Raw genomic sequence first — 15130 nt, forward strand, 5'->3', positions numbered from 1 at the left:
ACTGTCGTGACCACTTCGACCAAGGAAGCCGGTGCTCCGCGCCCGGCCGCCGGGGACGCCTTCCTCTCGGTGCGCGACCTGCACGTCAGCTTCAGGACCGAGGACGGGACCGTCCGCGCGGTCGACGGGCTCTCGTTCGACCTGGAACGCGGCCGGACCCTCGGCATCGTCGGCGAGTCCGGCTCCGGCAAGTCCGTCACCAACCTGACGATCCTCGGCCTGCACAACCCGATGTTCACCACCGTCGAGGGGGAGATCCTGCTCGACGGCAAGGAGCTGACCACCGCCCGCGAGCCGGAGCTGGAGAAGCTGCGCGGCAACAAGGTCGCCATGATCTTCCAGGACCCGCTCACCGCGCTTTCCCCGTACTACACGGTGGGCCGGCAGATCGCGGAGCCGTTCCGCAAGCACACCGGTGCCTCCAAGCGGGAGGCATGGGACCGCGCGGTCGAGATGCTGGGCAAGGTCGGCATCCCCAACCCCGGGCAGCGGGCCAGGGACTATCCGCACCAGTTCTCCGGCGGCATGCGGCAGCGCGCGATGATCGCCATGGCGCTGGTCTGCGACCCCGACCTGCTGATCGCCGACGAACCGACCACCGCCCTCGACGTGACGGTGCAGGCGCAGATCCTCGACCTGCTCAAGGACCTCCAGCGGGAGTTCGGTTCGGCGATCATCTTCATCACCCACGACCTCGGTGTCATCGCGGACATGGCCGACGACATCATGGTGATGTACGCGGGCAACGCGGTGGAGCGCGGGACGGTGGACGAGGTGCTGAGGGCACCCCAGCACCCGTACACCTGGGGCCTGCTGAACTCCATGCCCCGCCTCGACTCGGACGTCGCCGTGCCCCTGGCGCCGATTCCCGGCACGCCGCCCTCGCTGCTCACCCCGCCGTCCGGGTGCCGTTTCCATCCCCGCTGCACCTTCCAGGACCGGGTGGCCGGCGCGCGGTGTGTCACCGAGCGCCCGCTGCTGGGCCCGGACCGGGACTCCGCCTGCCATCTGACGGCGGAGCAGAAGCGGACCGTCTTCATCGAAGAGATCAAGCCCCGGCTGGGCTGACAGTGGAGAAAGAGGAGTCATGAAGGAAGACCTCGTCCTCCCCGCCCCGCGCGAGGCGGGTGCCGGACCGGAGGGGGAACCGCTGCTGGTGGTGGAGGGCCTGACCAAGCACTTCCCGGTCAAGGGCGGCTTCCCGGTGCGGCGCACCATCGGCCAGGTGCAGGCGGTGGACGGCATCGACCTGGCCGTGCGGGCCGGGGAGAGCTTCGGTCTCGTGGGGGAGTCGGGCTGCGGCAAGTCGACCACGGGCCGGCTGATCACACGGCTCATGGAGCCGACCGCGGGCCGGATCTCCTACCGGGGCCGGGACATCACCCACGCCTCCCGCAAGCAACTCGCGCCGGTCCGCTCCGAGATCCAGATGATCTTCCAGGACCCGTACTCCTCGCTGAATCCGCGCCAGACCGTCGGCAAGATCATTTCCGGTCCGATGGAGATCAACGGGATCGAGCCGCAGGGCGGCCGGGAGAAGCGGGTCCGCGAGCTCCTGGAGATCGTCGGCCTCAACCCCGAGCACTACAACCGCTTCCCGCACGAGTTCTCCGGCGGGCAGCGCCAGCGCATCGGCGTGGCCCGGGCCCTGGCGCTGGAGCCGAAGCTGATCGTCGCGGACGAGCCGGTCTCCGCGCTGGACGTCTCCATCCAGGCGCAGGTCGTCAACCTGCTCCAGCAGGTGCAGCGCGACCTCGGCATCGCGTTCGTCTTCATCGCCCACGACCTCGCCGTCGTACGGCACTTCTCGCAGCGCGTCGCGGTCATGTACCTGGGGAAGATCATCGAGGTCGGTGACCGCGACTCCATCTACACCCGCCCTCGGCACCCCTACACCCACGCCCTGCTCTCCGCGGTGCCCGAGGTGAGCGTGGCCGGCGAGGGGGCGGGCCCGCGCGAACGTATCCGCCTCGCCGGCGACGTGCCGTCCCCGATCGCCCCGCCCTCCGGCTGCCGCTTCCGCACCCGCTGCTGGAAGGCGCAGGAGAAGTGCGCCACCGAGGAACCGCCGCTGGTCCGGCTGCCGGGCAACCGGGAGGGCCATCTGTCGGCCTGTCACTTCCCGGAGGACCCGACGACCGAGGCGCGCGCGGAGGACATCGTGCTGGACCCGGCCCTCGCGGCGCTGGAGGAGGGGACGGGGGACTGAGGAGGACGGGGCACTAATTGACTCGACGGCGCGGTGACGGTCGGTCATGCTCTCCCCGATGACACGCACCGACACGCCTCCCGCCTGGGACGAGCGCACCCAGCTGACCACCTTCCTCGACTACACGCGGGACACGGCCCGCGCCAAGTGCGAGGGCGTCTCGGCGGAGGGCGCCCGCACGGCGCCCCTGCCGGGCTCGCCCCTGATGACGATCTCCGGTCTGATCAACCACCTGCGGTGGGTCGAGTACTACTGGTTCCAGGTGTTCTTCCTCGGCGAGGAGGACGAGGGCCCGTGGACCGAGGAGGACCCGGACCGCGAGATGCGCATCGCGGTCGACATCCCGCTGCCGGACCTGCTGCGCGAGTACGCCGAGCAGGCCGCCCGCTACCGGGAGCTGGTCGCCGCCCACGACCTCGGCACCCGGTCCCGGCGGACCATCCGCGACGGCCGCCACGTCGACCTGCGCTGGATCCTGCACCACCTCATCGAGGAGACGGCCCGGCACAACGGCCACCTCGACATCGTCCGCGAGCTGGTGGACGGCACCACCGGCGTGTAGGACACCGGGACACAGCGAAGGCCCGCGCCTGGGGAGGCGCGGGCCTTCTGCCCCGGGAGCGGACGTTCGCGGGCTCGGGTCAATGGGCCGGTGAAGGTCCGTTCCGTGGTGGCGGCTGACGGAAAAGGGGTGTTGTCAGGCCGCCGCCTGGGGGTCCTTGGCGAGCCGGGGTGCCGGTACGGTGCCCTCCGTCTCGGGGTAGTGGCAGGCGGTCAGGTGGCCGGGCTTGTTGCCGTCGACCTGCACCAGCGGCGGCGCCTCCGACGCGCACTTGTCGGTCGCCTTCCAGCAGCGCGTGCGGAAGCGGCAACCCGACGGCGGGTTGATCGGAGACGGCACGTCACCGGTGAGCCGAATGCGCTCGCGAGCCGGGCCGTCGTCGTCGACCGTGGCTTCCGGCACGGCGGACAGCAGCGCCCGGGTGTACGGGTGCCGCGGGTTGCCGTACAGGTCCTCGCGGTCGGCGATCTCCACGATCTTACCGAGGTACATGACCGCGACGCGCTGCGAGAAGTGCCGTACGACGGCGAGGTCGTGGGCGATGAAGACGAACGCGATGCCGAGGTCGCGCTGCACCTGCTGGAGCAGGTTGACGACCTGCGCCTGGATGGAGACGTCCAGCGCGGAGACCGGCTCGTCCGCGACGATCAGCTTCGGCTCCAGCGCCAGGGCCCGGGCCACGCCGATGCGCTGGCGCTGCCCGCCGGAGAACTCGTGCGGGAAGCGGTTGTAGTGCTCGGGGTTGAGGCCGACGATCTCCAGGAGTTCGCGGACCCGCTTCTCCCGGCCGCCCTGCGGCTCGATCCCGTTGATCTCCATCGGACCCGAGATGATCTTGCCGACCGTGTGCCGCGGGTTCAGCGAGGCATAGGGGTCCTGGAAGATCATCTGGATCTCGGAGCGGACCGGCGCGAGCTGCTTGCGGTTGGCGTGGGTGATGTCCTGGCCCTGGTACGAGATGGTGCCCGCGGTCGGTTCGAGCAGCCGTGTGATCAGCCGGCCCGTCGTCGACTTGCCGCAGCCCGACTCGCCGACCAGGCCCAGGCTCTCGCCCGCGTGCACCTGGAAGTCGAGACCGTCGACGGCCTGCACCGCGCCGATCTTCCGCTTGATCGGGAAGCCGCCCATCACCGGGAAGTGCTTCGTCAGGCCCTTGACGTCCAGGAGGGGGCTCGTGTTGCTCATGATCGTGAAATCCCGTCTCTTGTACGTCAGTTCTGCCGGGAGCCGGCGAGGTCGGCGAGGAGGTCGGCGCGCTGCTCGGGGGTGAGGTGGCAGGCGGAGCCGCGGCCGTCCACCACGTCGAGGAGCGGCCGCTCGGTGGCGCACAGCCCGCCCGCGACCTTCTCCGGGAACGCGCAGCGCGGGTGGAAACGGCACCCCGTCGGCGGGTTGAGCAGCGACGGCGGCGAGCCCGGGATCGGGTTCAGCGGCACGTCGACCGGGTGGTCAAGGCTCGGCATGGAGCCCAGCAGTCCCCAGGTGTACGGGTGCCGCGGGGTGCGCAGCACCTCCTTCTTGGTGCCGCGCTCCACGCACCGGCCGCCGTACATCACCAGCACGTCGTCGGCGATGTCCGCGATCACGCCCAGGTCGTGGGTGATGAAGATGATCGAGGTGCCGAACTCCTGCTGGAGGTCCTTGAGCAGGTCCATGATCTGCGCCTGCACGGTCACGTCGAGCGCGGTGGTCGGCTCGTCCGCGATCAGCAGCTCGGGGTCGCAGACCAGGGCCATCGCGATCATCGCGCGCTGGCGCATACCGCCGGAGAACTGGTGCGGGTAGTCGTCCACCCGGACGTCCGGCTGCGGGATGCCGACCCGGCGCAGCATCTCGACCGCCCGCGCCCTGGCCTCCTGCTTGGAGGCACCGGTGTGCTTGCGGTAGGTCTCGGCGATCTGCCGGCCCACGGTGTGGTACGGCGACAGCGAGGCCAGGGCGTCCTGGAAGATCATCGCCATCTTGTTGCCGCGCAGCTTCTCCAGCTCCCGCTCGCCGGCGGTCAGCAGCTCCTTGCCGTCGAGCAGGATCTCCCCGTCGAGGCTGGTGCGCTTGCGGTCGTGCAGGCCGAGGATCGCCAGGTTGGTGACGGACTTGCCGGAGCCCGACTCGCCCACGATGCCGAGCGTCTGTCCCTTCGCCAGGTCGAAGGAGAGACCGTCGACGGCCTTGACGATGCCGTCTTCGGTGGAGAAGTGGACCTTCAGGTCCCTGACGGACAGGAAGGGCTGCTGGTCGGTGCTCGTCACGGGGACGCTCCTGAGGGGGGTGATGCCGGGCTAGCTGGTGGGGCCGGGTCAGGCGAGCCGGATACGCGGGTCGATGAGGGCGTAGACGAGGTCCACGAGGATGTTGGCGAAGACGATCGCCGTCGCGGCGACGACGGTCACGCCGAGGAGCATGGGCAGGTCGCTGTCGGTGACCGCGCGCACCGCCCGGGTGCCGAGCCCCTGGAGGCTGAACGTGGACTCGGTGATGATCGCGCCGCCGATCAGGGTGCCCATGTCGATGCCGAAGATCGTCACGATCGGGCCCATGGCTCCGCGCCAGGCGAAGCGGAAGAAGACGTTGCGTCCGGACAGGCCCTTGGCCCGCGCCGTGCGTACGTAGTCCTCGCTCAGCTGCTCGACCAGCTGCGAGCGGGTCATACGGGTGTAGTTCGCGGTGAAGATGATCGACAGCACCAGCCACGGCAGCAGCAGCCCCGAGACCCAGGCGCCGGGGTTCTCGGTGAACGGCGTGTACGACGGCGGGTCCAGCACGCCGAGCTGCTGCACCAGGAAGAACATGGCGATGTAGCCGACGAAGTAGATCTGGAGCGAGGAGCCGAGCAGCGACAGGGAGCTGGCGGTCTTGTCCATCCAGGTGCCCTGCTTGACCGCGGCGATCATGCCCGCGCCGACACCGATGATCAGGAAGAAGAAGGCTGCGCCGAGGGCCAGCGAGATGGTGGTGGGCAGGTCCGTCTTGATGGTCTCGAAGACGGGCTCGCTGTTGGTGAACGAGTAACCGAGGCAGGGGGCGTTGCAGTGCCCGATGCCCGCGTAGTCACGGCCCACGAAGATGCCCTGGAGCCAGTGCCAGTACTGGACCGGCATGGGATCGGCGATCCCCAGGTTCACCCGCACCTGTTCCAGCAGCTCCGCGTCACAGACCTTGCCGCAGGCCATGCGGGCCGGGTCGCGCGGGATCGCGTAGAAGAGGAAGAAGGTGACGGCGCTGATGACCAGCAGAATGACGAGTGCGCCGATCACTCGGCGGATCAGGAATCGGAACATGGGTGCGGACTTTCCGGACGGGGCGCCGTCGCCGGGGCGTGGGGAGCGTGGACGGGGCCGGGGCGGCGGACCGCTGAGTGGTCCGCCGCCCCGAGGGTGCGTCAGGCCTTGACGAAGACCTTGCCGAGGGCGATGGCGGTGTCACCGGCGTTCCAGACCACGCCGCCGACCTTGGAACCGTAGAAGTAGTTCCGGATCGGGTGGTAGTCGGGAACGCAGGCCGCCAGCTCCATGATCTGGCGGTCGATCTCGCCCCAGGCCTTGTTGGCCTTCTCCGGGTCGGTCTCGACGGACGCCGCGGCGATCGCCTTGTTGACGCCGGTGTTGTTGAGCTGCGCCCAGTTGACGCCGCCCTCGGCGATCTGGCTGCCGTCCCAGCAGGGGAAGATCACCGCGTAGCCGGCCGGCCAGTCCGGGCCCCAGCCGGCCGCGAAGAGGTCGAACTCGTTGTCGAGCTGGCCGATCTCGCTGTAGAAGGTGGTCTTGTCGACCTGCTTGGTCACCACGCTGAAGCCCGCCTTCTCCAGGGCGTTCTTGATGGTGACGGCTTCCTTCACGGCCTTGTCGGACTGCTGGAAGGCGATGACCAGCTTCTGGCCCTCCTTGCCGGCCTCCTTCAGCAGCGCCTTGGCCTTCTCCGGGTCGCCCATCGGCTTGGTCTTCTTGCCGTACAGGTCGAAGTCGGTGTGGCCCGGGGTGAGCGGCGAGATGATGGTGGTCGCCGTCTCGGTGACCTGGGAGCCACCGCGCTGCTGCTTCAGCTGCTGCGCCGGCCAGGCCCAGTTGATGGCCTGGCGGACCTTCTGGTCCTTGATCCGGGTCATGTTGATCGGGAAGTAGAAGCAGGTGGTGTCGACCTGGGTCATCACGCGCTGCTTCAGCTTGGCGTCGCCCATGACCTTCTGGACGCGCTCGGAGGCGACCTCGTTCAGCAGGGACAGGGCGTACTGGTCGTTGCCGCGGTCCGCGATGTACCGGTCGGTGGACGCCAGCGACTGGTAGCCGAACTGCATGACGACCTTGTCCGGGTAGCCGTTGCGGACCGGGTCCTTGTCGGCCTCCCAGTGCTCGTTGCGCACCAGGGTGAGGGACTTGTCGATGCTGCGGCTCTCGATCTTGTACGGGCCGCAGGAGTACGGACGCTTGTCGTACTTCTTCTGCGTGTCGTGCTTCTTCGGCACGATGGCGAAGCCGCGCATGGCCAGCATGTAGTTGAAGTCGGCGTGACCCTCCTTCAGGCGGAAGGTGATGGTGTTGCCGGAGACCTCGATGGACTTCAGGTGCTTGCCCTCGTACGGGCCCTTGTACTTGTCACCGCCCTCGAGCCAGTTCTGCGGGTAGCGCGGGCCCTCGGTGACGAAGTCGGCGAACAGGCGCTCGAAGGTGTGGCGGACGTCCTCGATGGTGACGACCGCGCCGTCCTCCCACTTGACGCCGTCCTTCAGCGTGAAGGACCAGGTCTTGCCGCCGTCCTTCATGGTGCCGGGGTCCGTGGCCAGGTCGCCGACCAGGGTCGTGTTGCCCTTGGCGTCGACGCGGTAGCCGGTCAGACCGCGCAGGAACAGCACCGAGCCCGCGCCGGTGTACGACGAGTAGATCTGGGCCGGGTCCAGGTGGTCGAAGTCGATCTGGTCCAGCGTGTAGAGCGTGCCGCCCTTCTTCGCGCCGGGCATCTCCGGGGCCGGGCCCTGGGAGTCGGCCTTGGTGCCGACGGTGATGGTGGCGGCCTCGGCCTTGTCCATCGACGGGGCCTTGCTCGCGCTGTTGCCGCCCGCGTTGCCGCTGGAGCAGGCGCTCAGCGCCATGGTCGAGCCGGCCGCCACACCCGTGGCTATGAGGAAGTTTCTGCGGGAGAAGGACATGGCTTACCTGCCTAGGGGTAAAGGGTTGGTCGAAGGTGCAGCTCGCCGGGCAGCGGTGACCGGGCGTGGGAGTGGTGCGGGTGCTCGGTGCCGTGGGTCAGCGCTTGGACTTCGGGTCCAGGGCGTCACGGACGGAGTCGCCGAGCAGGTTGAACGCGAGGACGAAGATGATCATCGTCACGCCCGGGAAGATCATGAAGGTGATGTCGTCCGTGTAGAACGTGGCACCGCGCTGGATCATCACGCCCCAGTCGGGGGTCGGGTCGATGATGCCGACACCGAGGAAGGCCAGGCCCGCCTCGGCGGTGACGAACGCCGGGAGCATCAGCGTGGACTGGATCAGGATCGGCGTCCACAGGTTGGGCAGCAGCTCCTTGAAGATGATCCGGGCCGGCGACGCGCCGGTCACCTTCGCGGCCTCCACGAACTCGCGCTCGCGCAGGGCGAGCACCTGGCCGCGCAGCAGCCGGGCGATGGAGGCCCAGCCGAAGGCCGTGAGGACCAGGATCAGGCAGGTGGCCCGCAGTGAGGTCGGGATCTCCTCGTCCGGAGCGACGAAGAGGCCGTAGACGACCGGCATGAAGGCGATGAAGAACAGGGTGGACGGGAACGACAGCAGGACGTCGATGACCCGGCCGATGAGGAAGTCGGTGCGGCCGCCGAGGTAGCCGGCGGTGATGCCGACGATCACGCCGATCAGCGTGACCAGCACCGTGGTAGCGGTGGCGATCAGCAGCGACGTGCGGATGCCGTAGATCAGGAAGGTGAAGACGTCGCGGCCCATGGCGGGCTCCACGCCGAACCAGAAGTCGCCGTCGATGCCGCCGTTGGCCTTGATGGGGAAGCCCGCGTCATTGAGGAGCCCGGGGATCTCCTGGCCGTACTGGGTGTACGGGTCCTTGCCGTAGAGCGCGGAGATCAGCGGCGCGCACAGGGCGATCACGAAGAAGAAGATCACGATGCAGGCGGATATGACGCCCGTGCGGTCGCGCTTGAAGCGACGCCACGCCAGCTGGCCGGGGGAACGGCTCTCGCTGGGGTTCGGGGCGGGAGAAGTGCTCGACTTCTCGGCGCTCTCGTCGGTCACCTCAAGCGGGGCAGCCGCGGATGCAGTTGGGGGGGTCATGGTGCTCCTGGCCCAAGGGAGGGTCTGAGTGACTCCGCAGGGCGCTCCCCTACGGGCTACGCGGGACTTTTTCAACGCAATTCATTCAAGGTCAACAAATTCCGGCCTGGCTTGGCTGTCTCTTTACCTTCTTTGCCTACGCTTGAGCGTTCCGTGGCTACGCGGGTAGCGCATCCGTGATCAAGCTGTGTCTTACATGGGGTTAATCCGGCAAAGCGGGCGATGCGTTCGATATGCGGACGCCGGGGTGTCGGAATGCGTACATCCCGCTGTCGCTTTCCAACGGTTCGGCATCGGATCCCGTCGATCCGTTGCGCGCTCATTCGAAGATCCACTTCGGCGGACGGGCGGCCGGGCGACCGCATCCCCCCAAAGGGCCGAGTGCGTGTGCGGTATGTGCGGTACGGGTTGATATTTGCCGATAACGGCGAGTCATTTCCCGACAACGCGTCAGCCGGGTCCGGGCACCGGTCCCCGGCGCAGAGGAGGCACACCATGCGCGGAGCCACGCACGCCAAGTGGGCCGCATGCGTGACGGCGGCCGCCCTCGTGGCGACCGCCTGCGGCGGCGGTGGCGACGGCGGCGGCGCAGGTGGCGCGGTGCTCAGCTCCTCCTGGGGGGACCCGCAGAACCCGCTGGAGCCGGCCAACACCAACGAGGTGCAGGGCGGCAAGGTGCTCGACATGGTCTTCCGCGGGCTCAAGCGGTACGACCCGGAGACCGGCGCGGCCGAGGACATGCTCGCCGAGCGGATCGAGACCACCGACCAGCAGAACTTCACCATCACGGTCAAGGACGGCTGGACCTTCAGCAATGGCGAGAAAGTGACGGCGAAGTCCTTCGTCGACGCCTGGAACTACGGCGCGAGCCTGAGGAACAACCAGCGCAACGCGTACTTCTTCAGCTACATCCAGGGCTACGACAAGGTCCACCCCGAGAAGGGCGAGCAGAGCGCCGACACCCTCTCCGGGCTGAAGGTCACCGGCGAGCGCACCTTCACCGTCGCCCTCGCCCAGAAGTGGTCCACCTTCCCCGACACCCTCGGCTACAACGCCTACGTCCCGCTGCCCCGCGTCTTCTTCGACGACCACGACGCCTGGCTGGCCAGACCGGTCGGAAACGGCCCCTACACCGTGCAGTCGTACACCCGGGGCTCCCAGATGTCCCTGCGCGCGTGGGAGGAGTACCCGGGCCCGGACAAGGCGCGCAACGGCGGCGTCGACCTCAAGGTCTACACCGACAACAACACCGCCTACACCGACCTCATGGCCGGCAACCTCGACCTGGTCGACGACGTCCCCGCCGCCCAGCTCCGCAACGTCGGGAGCGACCTCGGCGACCGCTACCTCAACACCCCCGCCGGCATCATCCAGACCCTGGCCTTCCCGTACTACGACGAGAACTGGAGCAAGGAGGGCATGGACAAGGTCCGCAAGGGCCTGTCCATGGCCATCGACCGCGAGCAGATCACCGAGACGATCTTCCAGAAGACCCGCACCCCCGCCACCGACTGGACCTCCCCGGTGCTCGGCGAGGACGGCGGCTACAAGGCGGGGCTGTGCGGGGACGCCTGCGAGTACCGGCCGGACGAGGCGAAGAAGCTCATCAGGGAGGGCGGCGGGCTCCCCGGCGGCCAGGTCAGGATCACCTACAACGCGGACACCGGCTCCCACAAGGACTGGGTCGACGCGGTCTGCAACTCCGTCAACAACGCCCTCGGCGACGACCGGGCCTGCGTCGGCGACCCCGTCGGCACCTTCGCCGACTTCCGCAAGCGGATCACCGAGAACAAGATGACCGGGCCGTTCCGGGCGGGCTGGCAGATGGACTACCCGCTCATCCAGAACTTCCTCCAGCCGCTGTACTACACCGGCGGCTCCTCCAACGACGGGAAGTGGTCGAACGCCGAGTTCGACGAACTCGTCGACGAGGCCAACGCCGAGGACGACGACACGAAGGCCGTCGCGAAGTTCCAGCAGGCCGAGGAGGTCGTCCGGGACGGCATGGCCGCCATCCCGCTCTGGTACCAGAACGGCAGCGCCGGCTACTCGGAGCGGCTGTCGAACGTGAAGCTCAACCCGTTCAGCGTCCCGGTGTACGACCAGATCACGGTCGGCTGAGGCGGCGCCATGGGACGGTACGTCCTCCGGCGGCTGCTCCAGATGATCCCGGTCTTCGTCGGGGCCACGCTGCTGATCTTCCTGATGGTCAACGTGATGGGCGACCCCATCGCCGGCCTGTGCGGCGACCGGCAGTGCGACCCCGGCACCGCCGCCCGGCTCAGGAAGGAGTTCGGCCTCGACAAGCCGGTCTGGCAGCAATACCTGACCTACATGGGCAACGTCTTCACCGGCGACTTCGGCACCGCCTTCAACGGCCAGCCGGTCACCGAGCTGATGGGGTCCGCCTTCCCGGTCACCATCCGGCTCACCATCGTGGCCGTTCTGTTCGAGATCGTCATCGGCATCACCCTCGGCGTCGTCACCGGCCTGCGCCGCGGCCGCCCCGTCGACACCACGGTCCTGCTGGTCACCCTGGTGGTCATCTCCGTCCCCACCTTCGTCACCGGCCTGCTGCTCCAGCTCCTGCTCGGCGTCGAGTGGGCCTGGATCAGACCCTCGGTGTCCCCGGAGGCCCCCTTCGAGGAGCTGATCGTCCCCGGCCTGGTCCTCGCCTCCGTCTCCCTCGCGTACGTCACCCGGCTGACCCGCACCTCCATCGCCGAGAACAAGCGCTCCGACTACGTCCGCACCGCCGTCGCCAAGGGCCTGCCCCGGCACCGGGTGGTCACCCGGCACCTGCTGCGCAACTCCCTCATCCCGGTCGTCACCTTCATCGGCACCGACATCGGCGCGCTGATGGGCGGCGCGATCGTCACCGAGCGGATCTTCAACATCCACGGCGTCGGCTACCAGCTCTACCAGGGCATCCTCCGCCAGAACACCCAGACCGTGGTCGGCTTCGTGACCGTCCTCGTCCTGGTCTTCCTGGTCGCCAACCTGCTCGTCGACCTCCTGTACGCCGTACTCGACCCGAGGATCCGCTATGCCTGACGAGCCCTACGAGCCCGAGCGCGCCATCGCCGGCACCGGCATGGGCGGCCAGATGGACCTGGCGGCGAGCGAGGCGGTCACCCTCGAGAAGACGCCCAGGGGCCCCGACGGCACGGAGCGCCCGGCGGGCAGACCCCGCTCCCTGTGGTCCGACGCCTGGCACGACCTGCGCCGCAACCCGGTCTTCATCCTCTCGGGACTGGTCATCCTCTTCCTGGTCGTGATCTCCCTGTGGCCGTCCCTGATCGCCTCCGGCAACCCCCTGCAGTGCGACCTCGCCAGGGCACAGGAGGGCTCCCGCCCCGGCCACCCCTTCGGGTTCAACGGCCAGGGCTGCGACGTGTACACCCGCACCGTCTACGGCGCCCGCACCTCCGTCGCGGTCGGCGTCTGCGCGACCCTCGGGGTGGCGGTCCTGGGCAGCGTGCTGGGCGGACTCGCCGGGTTCTTCGGCGGCGCGTGGGACGCGTTCCTCTCCCGGGTCACCGACGTCTTCTTCGCCATCCCGGTCGTCCTCGGCGGTCTGGTCCTGCTCTCCGTGGTCACCAGCAACAGCATCTGGCCGGTGATCGGCTTCATGGTGCTGCTGGGCTGGCCGCAGATCTCCCGGATCGCCCGCGGCTCGGTCATCACCGCCAAGCAGAACGACTACGTCCAGGCGGCCCGCGCCCTCGGCGCCTCCAACGCACGGATGCTGCTGCGGCACATCGCGCCCAACGCCGTCGCCCCGGTGATCGTCGTCGCGACCATCGCGCTCGGCACCTACATCGCCCTGGAGGCCACCCTGTCCTACCTGGGCGTCGGCCTGAAGCCGCCCAGCGTCTCCTGGGGCATCGACATCTCCGCCGCCTCCCCGTACATCCGCAACGCCCCGCACGCCCTGCTCTGGCCCTCCGGCGCCCTCGCGCTCACCGTCCTGGCCTTCATCATGCTCGGCGACGCGGTGCGCGACGCCCTCGACCCGAAGCTGAGGTGAGACGTGCTCCTCGAAGTGCGCGACCTGCACGTGGAGTTCCGCACCCGGGACGGGATCGCCCGGGCCGTCAACGGCGTCACCTACCGCGTCGACGCCGGCGAGACGCTCGCCGTGCTCGGCGAGTCCGGCTCCGGCAAGTCCGTCACCGCCCAGGCCGTCATGGGCATCCTCGACGCCCCGCCGGGCCGGATCACCGGCGGCGAGATCCTCTTCCAGGGCCGTGACCTGCTGAAGCTGAAGGAGTCCGAGCGGCGGGAGGTGCGCGGCGCCGGAATGGCGATGATCTTCCAGGACGCGCTGTCCGCGCTGAACCCGGTGCTCACCGTCGGCGACCAGCTCGGCGAGATGTTCGTCGTCCACCGGGGCATGTCGAGGAAGGACGCCCGCGCCAAGGCCGTGGAGCTGATGGACCGGGTGCGCATCCCGGCCGCCGGGGAGCGGGTGCGGCAGTATCCGCACCAGTTCTCCGGCGGCATGCGCCAGCGCATCATGATCGCCATGGCGATGGCCCTGGAACCGGCCCTGATCATCGCCGACGAACCGACGACGGCGCTGGACGTGACGGTCCAGGCCCAGGTCATGGACCTGCTCGCGGAACTCAGGCGCGAGTACCGGATGGGCCTGATCCTCATCACCCACGACCTCGGCGTGGTCGCGGACGTGGCGGACCGGATCGCCGTCATGTACGCGGGGAGGATCGTCGAGTCGGCCCCGGTCCACGACATCTACAAGGCCCCCGCCCACCCCTACACGCGCGGCCTGCTCGACTCCATCCCGCGCCTGGACCAGAAGGGCCAGGAGCTGTACGCCATCAAGGGCCTGCCGCCCAACCTCCAGCACATCCCCTCCGGCTGCCCCTTCCACCCCCGCTGCCCGATGGCCAGGGACGTGTGCCGCACCGACGTACCGCCCCTCTACGAGGTGGACCGGGAGCGGGGCAGCGCCTGCCACTTCTGGAGGGAGTGCCTGCATGGCTGAGCCGATCCTGGAGGTGCGCGGGCTGGTCAAGCACTACCCGCTGACGCGGGGCGTCCTGTTCAAGAAGCAGGTCGGCGCGGTCAAGGCCGTCGACGGGGTGGACTTCACCCTCGACCGGGGCGAGACGCTGGGCATCGTGGGGGAGTCCGGCTGCGGCAAGTCCACGGTCGCGAAGATGCTCGTCGGCCTGGAGCGGCCGACCTCCGGTGCGATCCGGTACAAGGGCGAGGACGTCACCCGGCTGTCCGGCCGCGCCCTGCGGGCCGTGCGCCGCAACATCCAGATGGTCTTCCAGGACCCGTACACCTCGCTCAACCCCCGGATGACGGTCGGCGACATCATCGGCGAGCCCTTCGACATCCACCCCGAGGCCGCCCCCAAGGGCGACCGGCGCCGCAAGGTCAGGGAACTCCTCGACGTGGTCGGCCTGAACCCCGAGTACGTCAACCGCTACCCGCACCAGTTCTCCGGCGGCCAGCGCCAGCGCATCGGCATCGCCCGCGGCCTGGCGCTGCGCCCGGAGATCATCGTGGCGGACGAGCCGGTCTCCGCGCTGGACGTCTCGGTGCAGGCCCAGGTCGTCAACCTGATGGAACGCCTGCAGAACGAGTTCGACCTGTCCTACGTCTTCATCGCCCACGACCTGTCGATCGTCCGGCACATCTCCGACCGGGTCGGGGTGATGTACCTGGGCCGGATCGTGGAGACCGGCCGCGACGCGGAGATCTACGACCACCCCACGCACCCCTACACCCAGGCCCTGCTCTCGGCCGTCCCCGTGCCCGACCCCGAGGCCCGGGAACACCGCGAGCGCATCATCCTGCACGGCGACGTCCCGTCGCCCACGAACATCCCCTCCGGCTGCCGCTTCCGCACCCGCTGCTGGAAGGCCCGCGAACGCTGCGCCCTGGAGGTCCCGGCCCTCGCGGTGCCGGAGGCGTTCCGCCGTGCCACCGGCCCCGCCGCCCACCCGAGCGCCTGTCACTTCGCGGAGGAGAAGCACGTCGTCCCTTCGGGCCGGCCGGAGTAACACGGCGGCAACCCGCCCGACCCTGTTCCGATATACGGACGCGTCAGGCTGGACA

The 15130-nt window shown here is 69.0% G+C and carries 13 protein-coding genes; 8 read left to right on the forward strand and 5 right to left on the reverse strand.

What is annotated here, in order from left to right:
* The first annotated feature begins 6 nt into the window (after nt 1-6).
* Genes SGLAU_RS21635 through SGLAU_RS21645 form a run of 3 tightly spaced genes read left to right on the forward strand, consistent with a single transcriptional unit; the run spans nt 7 to nt 2771 of the window.
* Entirely contained in the window at nt 7-1068 is a 1062-nt protein-coding gene (locus SGLAU_RS21635) for an ABC transporter ATP-binding protein (protein ID WP_043503843.1), read from the forward strand.
* 19 nt (nt 1069-1087) lie between these two features.
* Entirely contained in the window at nt 1088-2209 is a 1122-nt protein-coding gene (locus tag SGLAU_RS21640) for an ABC transporter ATP-binding protein (RefSeq protein ID WP_043503846.1), read from the forward strand.
* A 58-nt stretch (nt 2210-2267) separates the two neighbouring features.
* A complete protein-coding gene (locus SGLAU_RS21645) occupies nt 2268-2771 on the forward strand; it encodes a DinB family protein (protein WP_043506887.1) in 504 nt (167 codons plus the stop codon).
* Between the two features lie 135 nt (nt 2772-2906).
* Here SGLAU_RS21645 and SGLAU_RS21650 read toward each other — a convergent pair whose 3' ends face one another.
* The 5 genes from SGLAU_RS21650 to SGLAU_RS21670 form a co-directional block, all read right to left on the reverse strand.
* Nucleotides 2907-3956, reverse strand: coding sequence for an ABC transporter ATP-binding protein (locus tag SGLAU_RS21650; RefSeq protein WP_043503847.1), 1050 nt, complete (start codon nt 3954-3956; stop codon nt 2907-2909).
* A gap of 26 nt (nt 3957-3982) precedes the next feature.
* On the reverse strand, nt 3983-5020 hold the full coding sequence (locus SGLAU_RS21655) for an ABC transporter ATP-binding protein (protein ID WP_043503849.1): 1038 nt from the start codon (nt 5018-5020) through the stop codon (nt 3983-3985).
* Between the two features lie 48 nt (nt 5021-5068).
* A complete protein-coding gene (locus tag SGLAU_RS21660) occupies nt 5069-6049 on the reverse strand; it encodes an ABC transporter permease (RefSeq protein WP_043503851.1) in 981 nt (326 codons plus the stop codon).
* Between the two features lie 101 nt (nt 6050-6150).
* The gene (locus SGLAU_RS21665) at nt 6151-7911 is read right to left on the reverse strand and encodes an ABC transporter substrate-binding protein (protein ID WP_043503852.1); all 1761 of its coding nucleotides are present in this window, start codon (nt 7909-7911) and stop codon (nt 6151-6153) included.
* A gap of 97 nt (nt 7912-8008) precedes the next feature.
* Entirely contained in the window at nt 8009-8998 is a 990-nt protein-coding gene (locus tag SGLAU_RS21670; RefSeq protein WP_043503853.1) for an ABC transporter permease, read from the reverse strand.
* A 534-nt stretch (nt 8999-9532) separates the two neighbouring features.
* Between SGLAU_RS21670 and SGLAU_RS21675 the strand changes: the two genes are divergently transcribed.
* The 5 genes from SGLAU_RS21675 to SGLAU_RS21695 are packed head-to-tail and all read left to right on the forward strand — an operon-like array spanning nt 9533 to nt 15075.
* Nucleotides 9533-11158: a peptide ABC transporter substrate-binding protein gene (locus tag SGLAU_RS21675; protein WP_043503855.1), complete on the forward strand. Its 1626-nt coding sequence runs from the start codon at nt 9533-9535 to the stop codon at nt 11156-11158.
* A 9-nt stretch (nt 11159-11167) separates the two neighbouring features.
* A complete protein-coding gene (locus SGLAU_RS21680; protein WP_043503857.1) occupies nt 11168-12091 on the forward strand; it encodes an ABC transporter permease in 924 nt (307 codons plus the stop codon).
* Nucleotides 12084-13067 carry an ABC transporter permease gene (locus tag SGLAU_RS21685; protein ID WP_043503858.1) on the forward strand — a complete coding sequence of 328 codons (984 nt, stop codon included), beginning with the start codon at nt 12084-12086 and terminating at the stop codon, nt 13065-13067. Before SGLAU_RS21680 ends, SGLAU_RS21685 begins: the two co-directional genes overlap by 8 nt.
* Before the next feature lie 3 nt (nt 13068-13070).
* Complete coding sequence (locus SGLAU_RS21690) at nt 13071-14045, forward strand: ABC transporter ATP-binding protein (RefSeq protein ID WP_043503859.1); 975 nt, start codon at nt 13071-13073, stop codon at nt 14043-14045.
* Entirely contained in the window at nt 14038-15075 is a 1038-nt protein-coding gene (locus SGLAU_RS21695; RefSeq protein ID WP_043503860.1) for an ABC transporter ATP-binding protein, read from the forward strand. Before SGLAU_RS21690 ends, SGLAU_RS21695 begins: the two co-directional genes overlap by 8 nt.
* The last annotated feature ends 55 nt before the right edge of the window (nt 15076-15130 follow it).

It is taken from the genome of Streptomyces glaucescens (assembly GCF_000761215.1).
GTDB lineage: Bacteria > Actinomycetota > Actinomycetes > Streptomycetales > Streptomycetaceae > Streptomyces > Streptomyces glaucescens_B.

Bases quoted from the DNA above. Each gene is read 5' to 3' on its own strand.
- SGLAU_RS21645 (WP_043506887.1), top strand. From the start codon at position 2,268: ATGACACGCACCGACACGCCTCCCGCCTGGGACGAGCGCACCCAGCTG.
- SGLAU_RS21680 (WP_043503857.1), top strand. From the start codon at position 11,168: ATGGGACGGTACGTCCTCCGGCGGCTGCTCCAGATGATCCCGGTCTTC.
- SGLAU_RS21650 (WP_043503847.1), bottom strand. From the start codon at position 3,956: ATGAGCAACACGAGCCCCCTCCTGGACGTCAAGGGCCTGACGAAGCAC.
- SGLAU_RS21640 (WP_043503846.1), top strand. From the start codon at position 1,088: ATGAAGGAAGACCTCGTCCTCCCCGCCCCGCGCGAGGCGGGTGCCGGA.
- SGLAU_RS21685 (WP_043503858.1), top strand. From the start codon at position 12,084: ATGCCTGACGAGCCCTACGAGCCCGAGCGCGCCATCGCCGGCACCGGC.
- SGLAU_RS21675 (WP_043503855.1), top strand. From the start codon at position 9,533: ATGCGCGGAGCCACGCACGCCAAGTGGGCCGCATGCGTGACGGCGGCC.
- SGLAU_RS21665 (WP_043503852.1), bottom strand. From the start codon at position 7,911: ATGTCCTTCTCCCGCAGAAACTTCCTCATAGCCACGGGTGTGGCGGCC.
- SGLAU_RS21695 (WP_043503860.1), top strand. From the start codon at position 14,038: ATGGCTGAGCCGATCCTGGAGGTGCGCGGGCTGGTCAAGCACTACCCG.
- SGLAU_RS21660 (WP_043503851.1), bottom strand. From the start codon at position 6,049: ATGTTCCGATTCCTGATCCGCCGAGTGATCGGCGCACTCGTCATTCTG.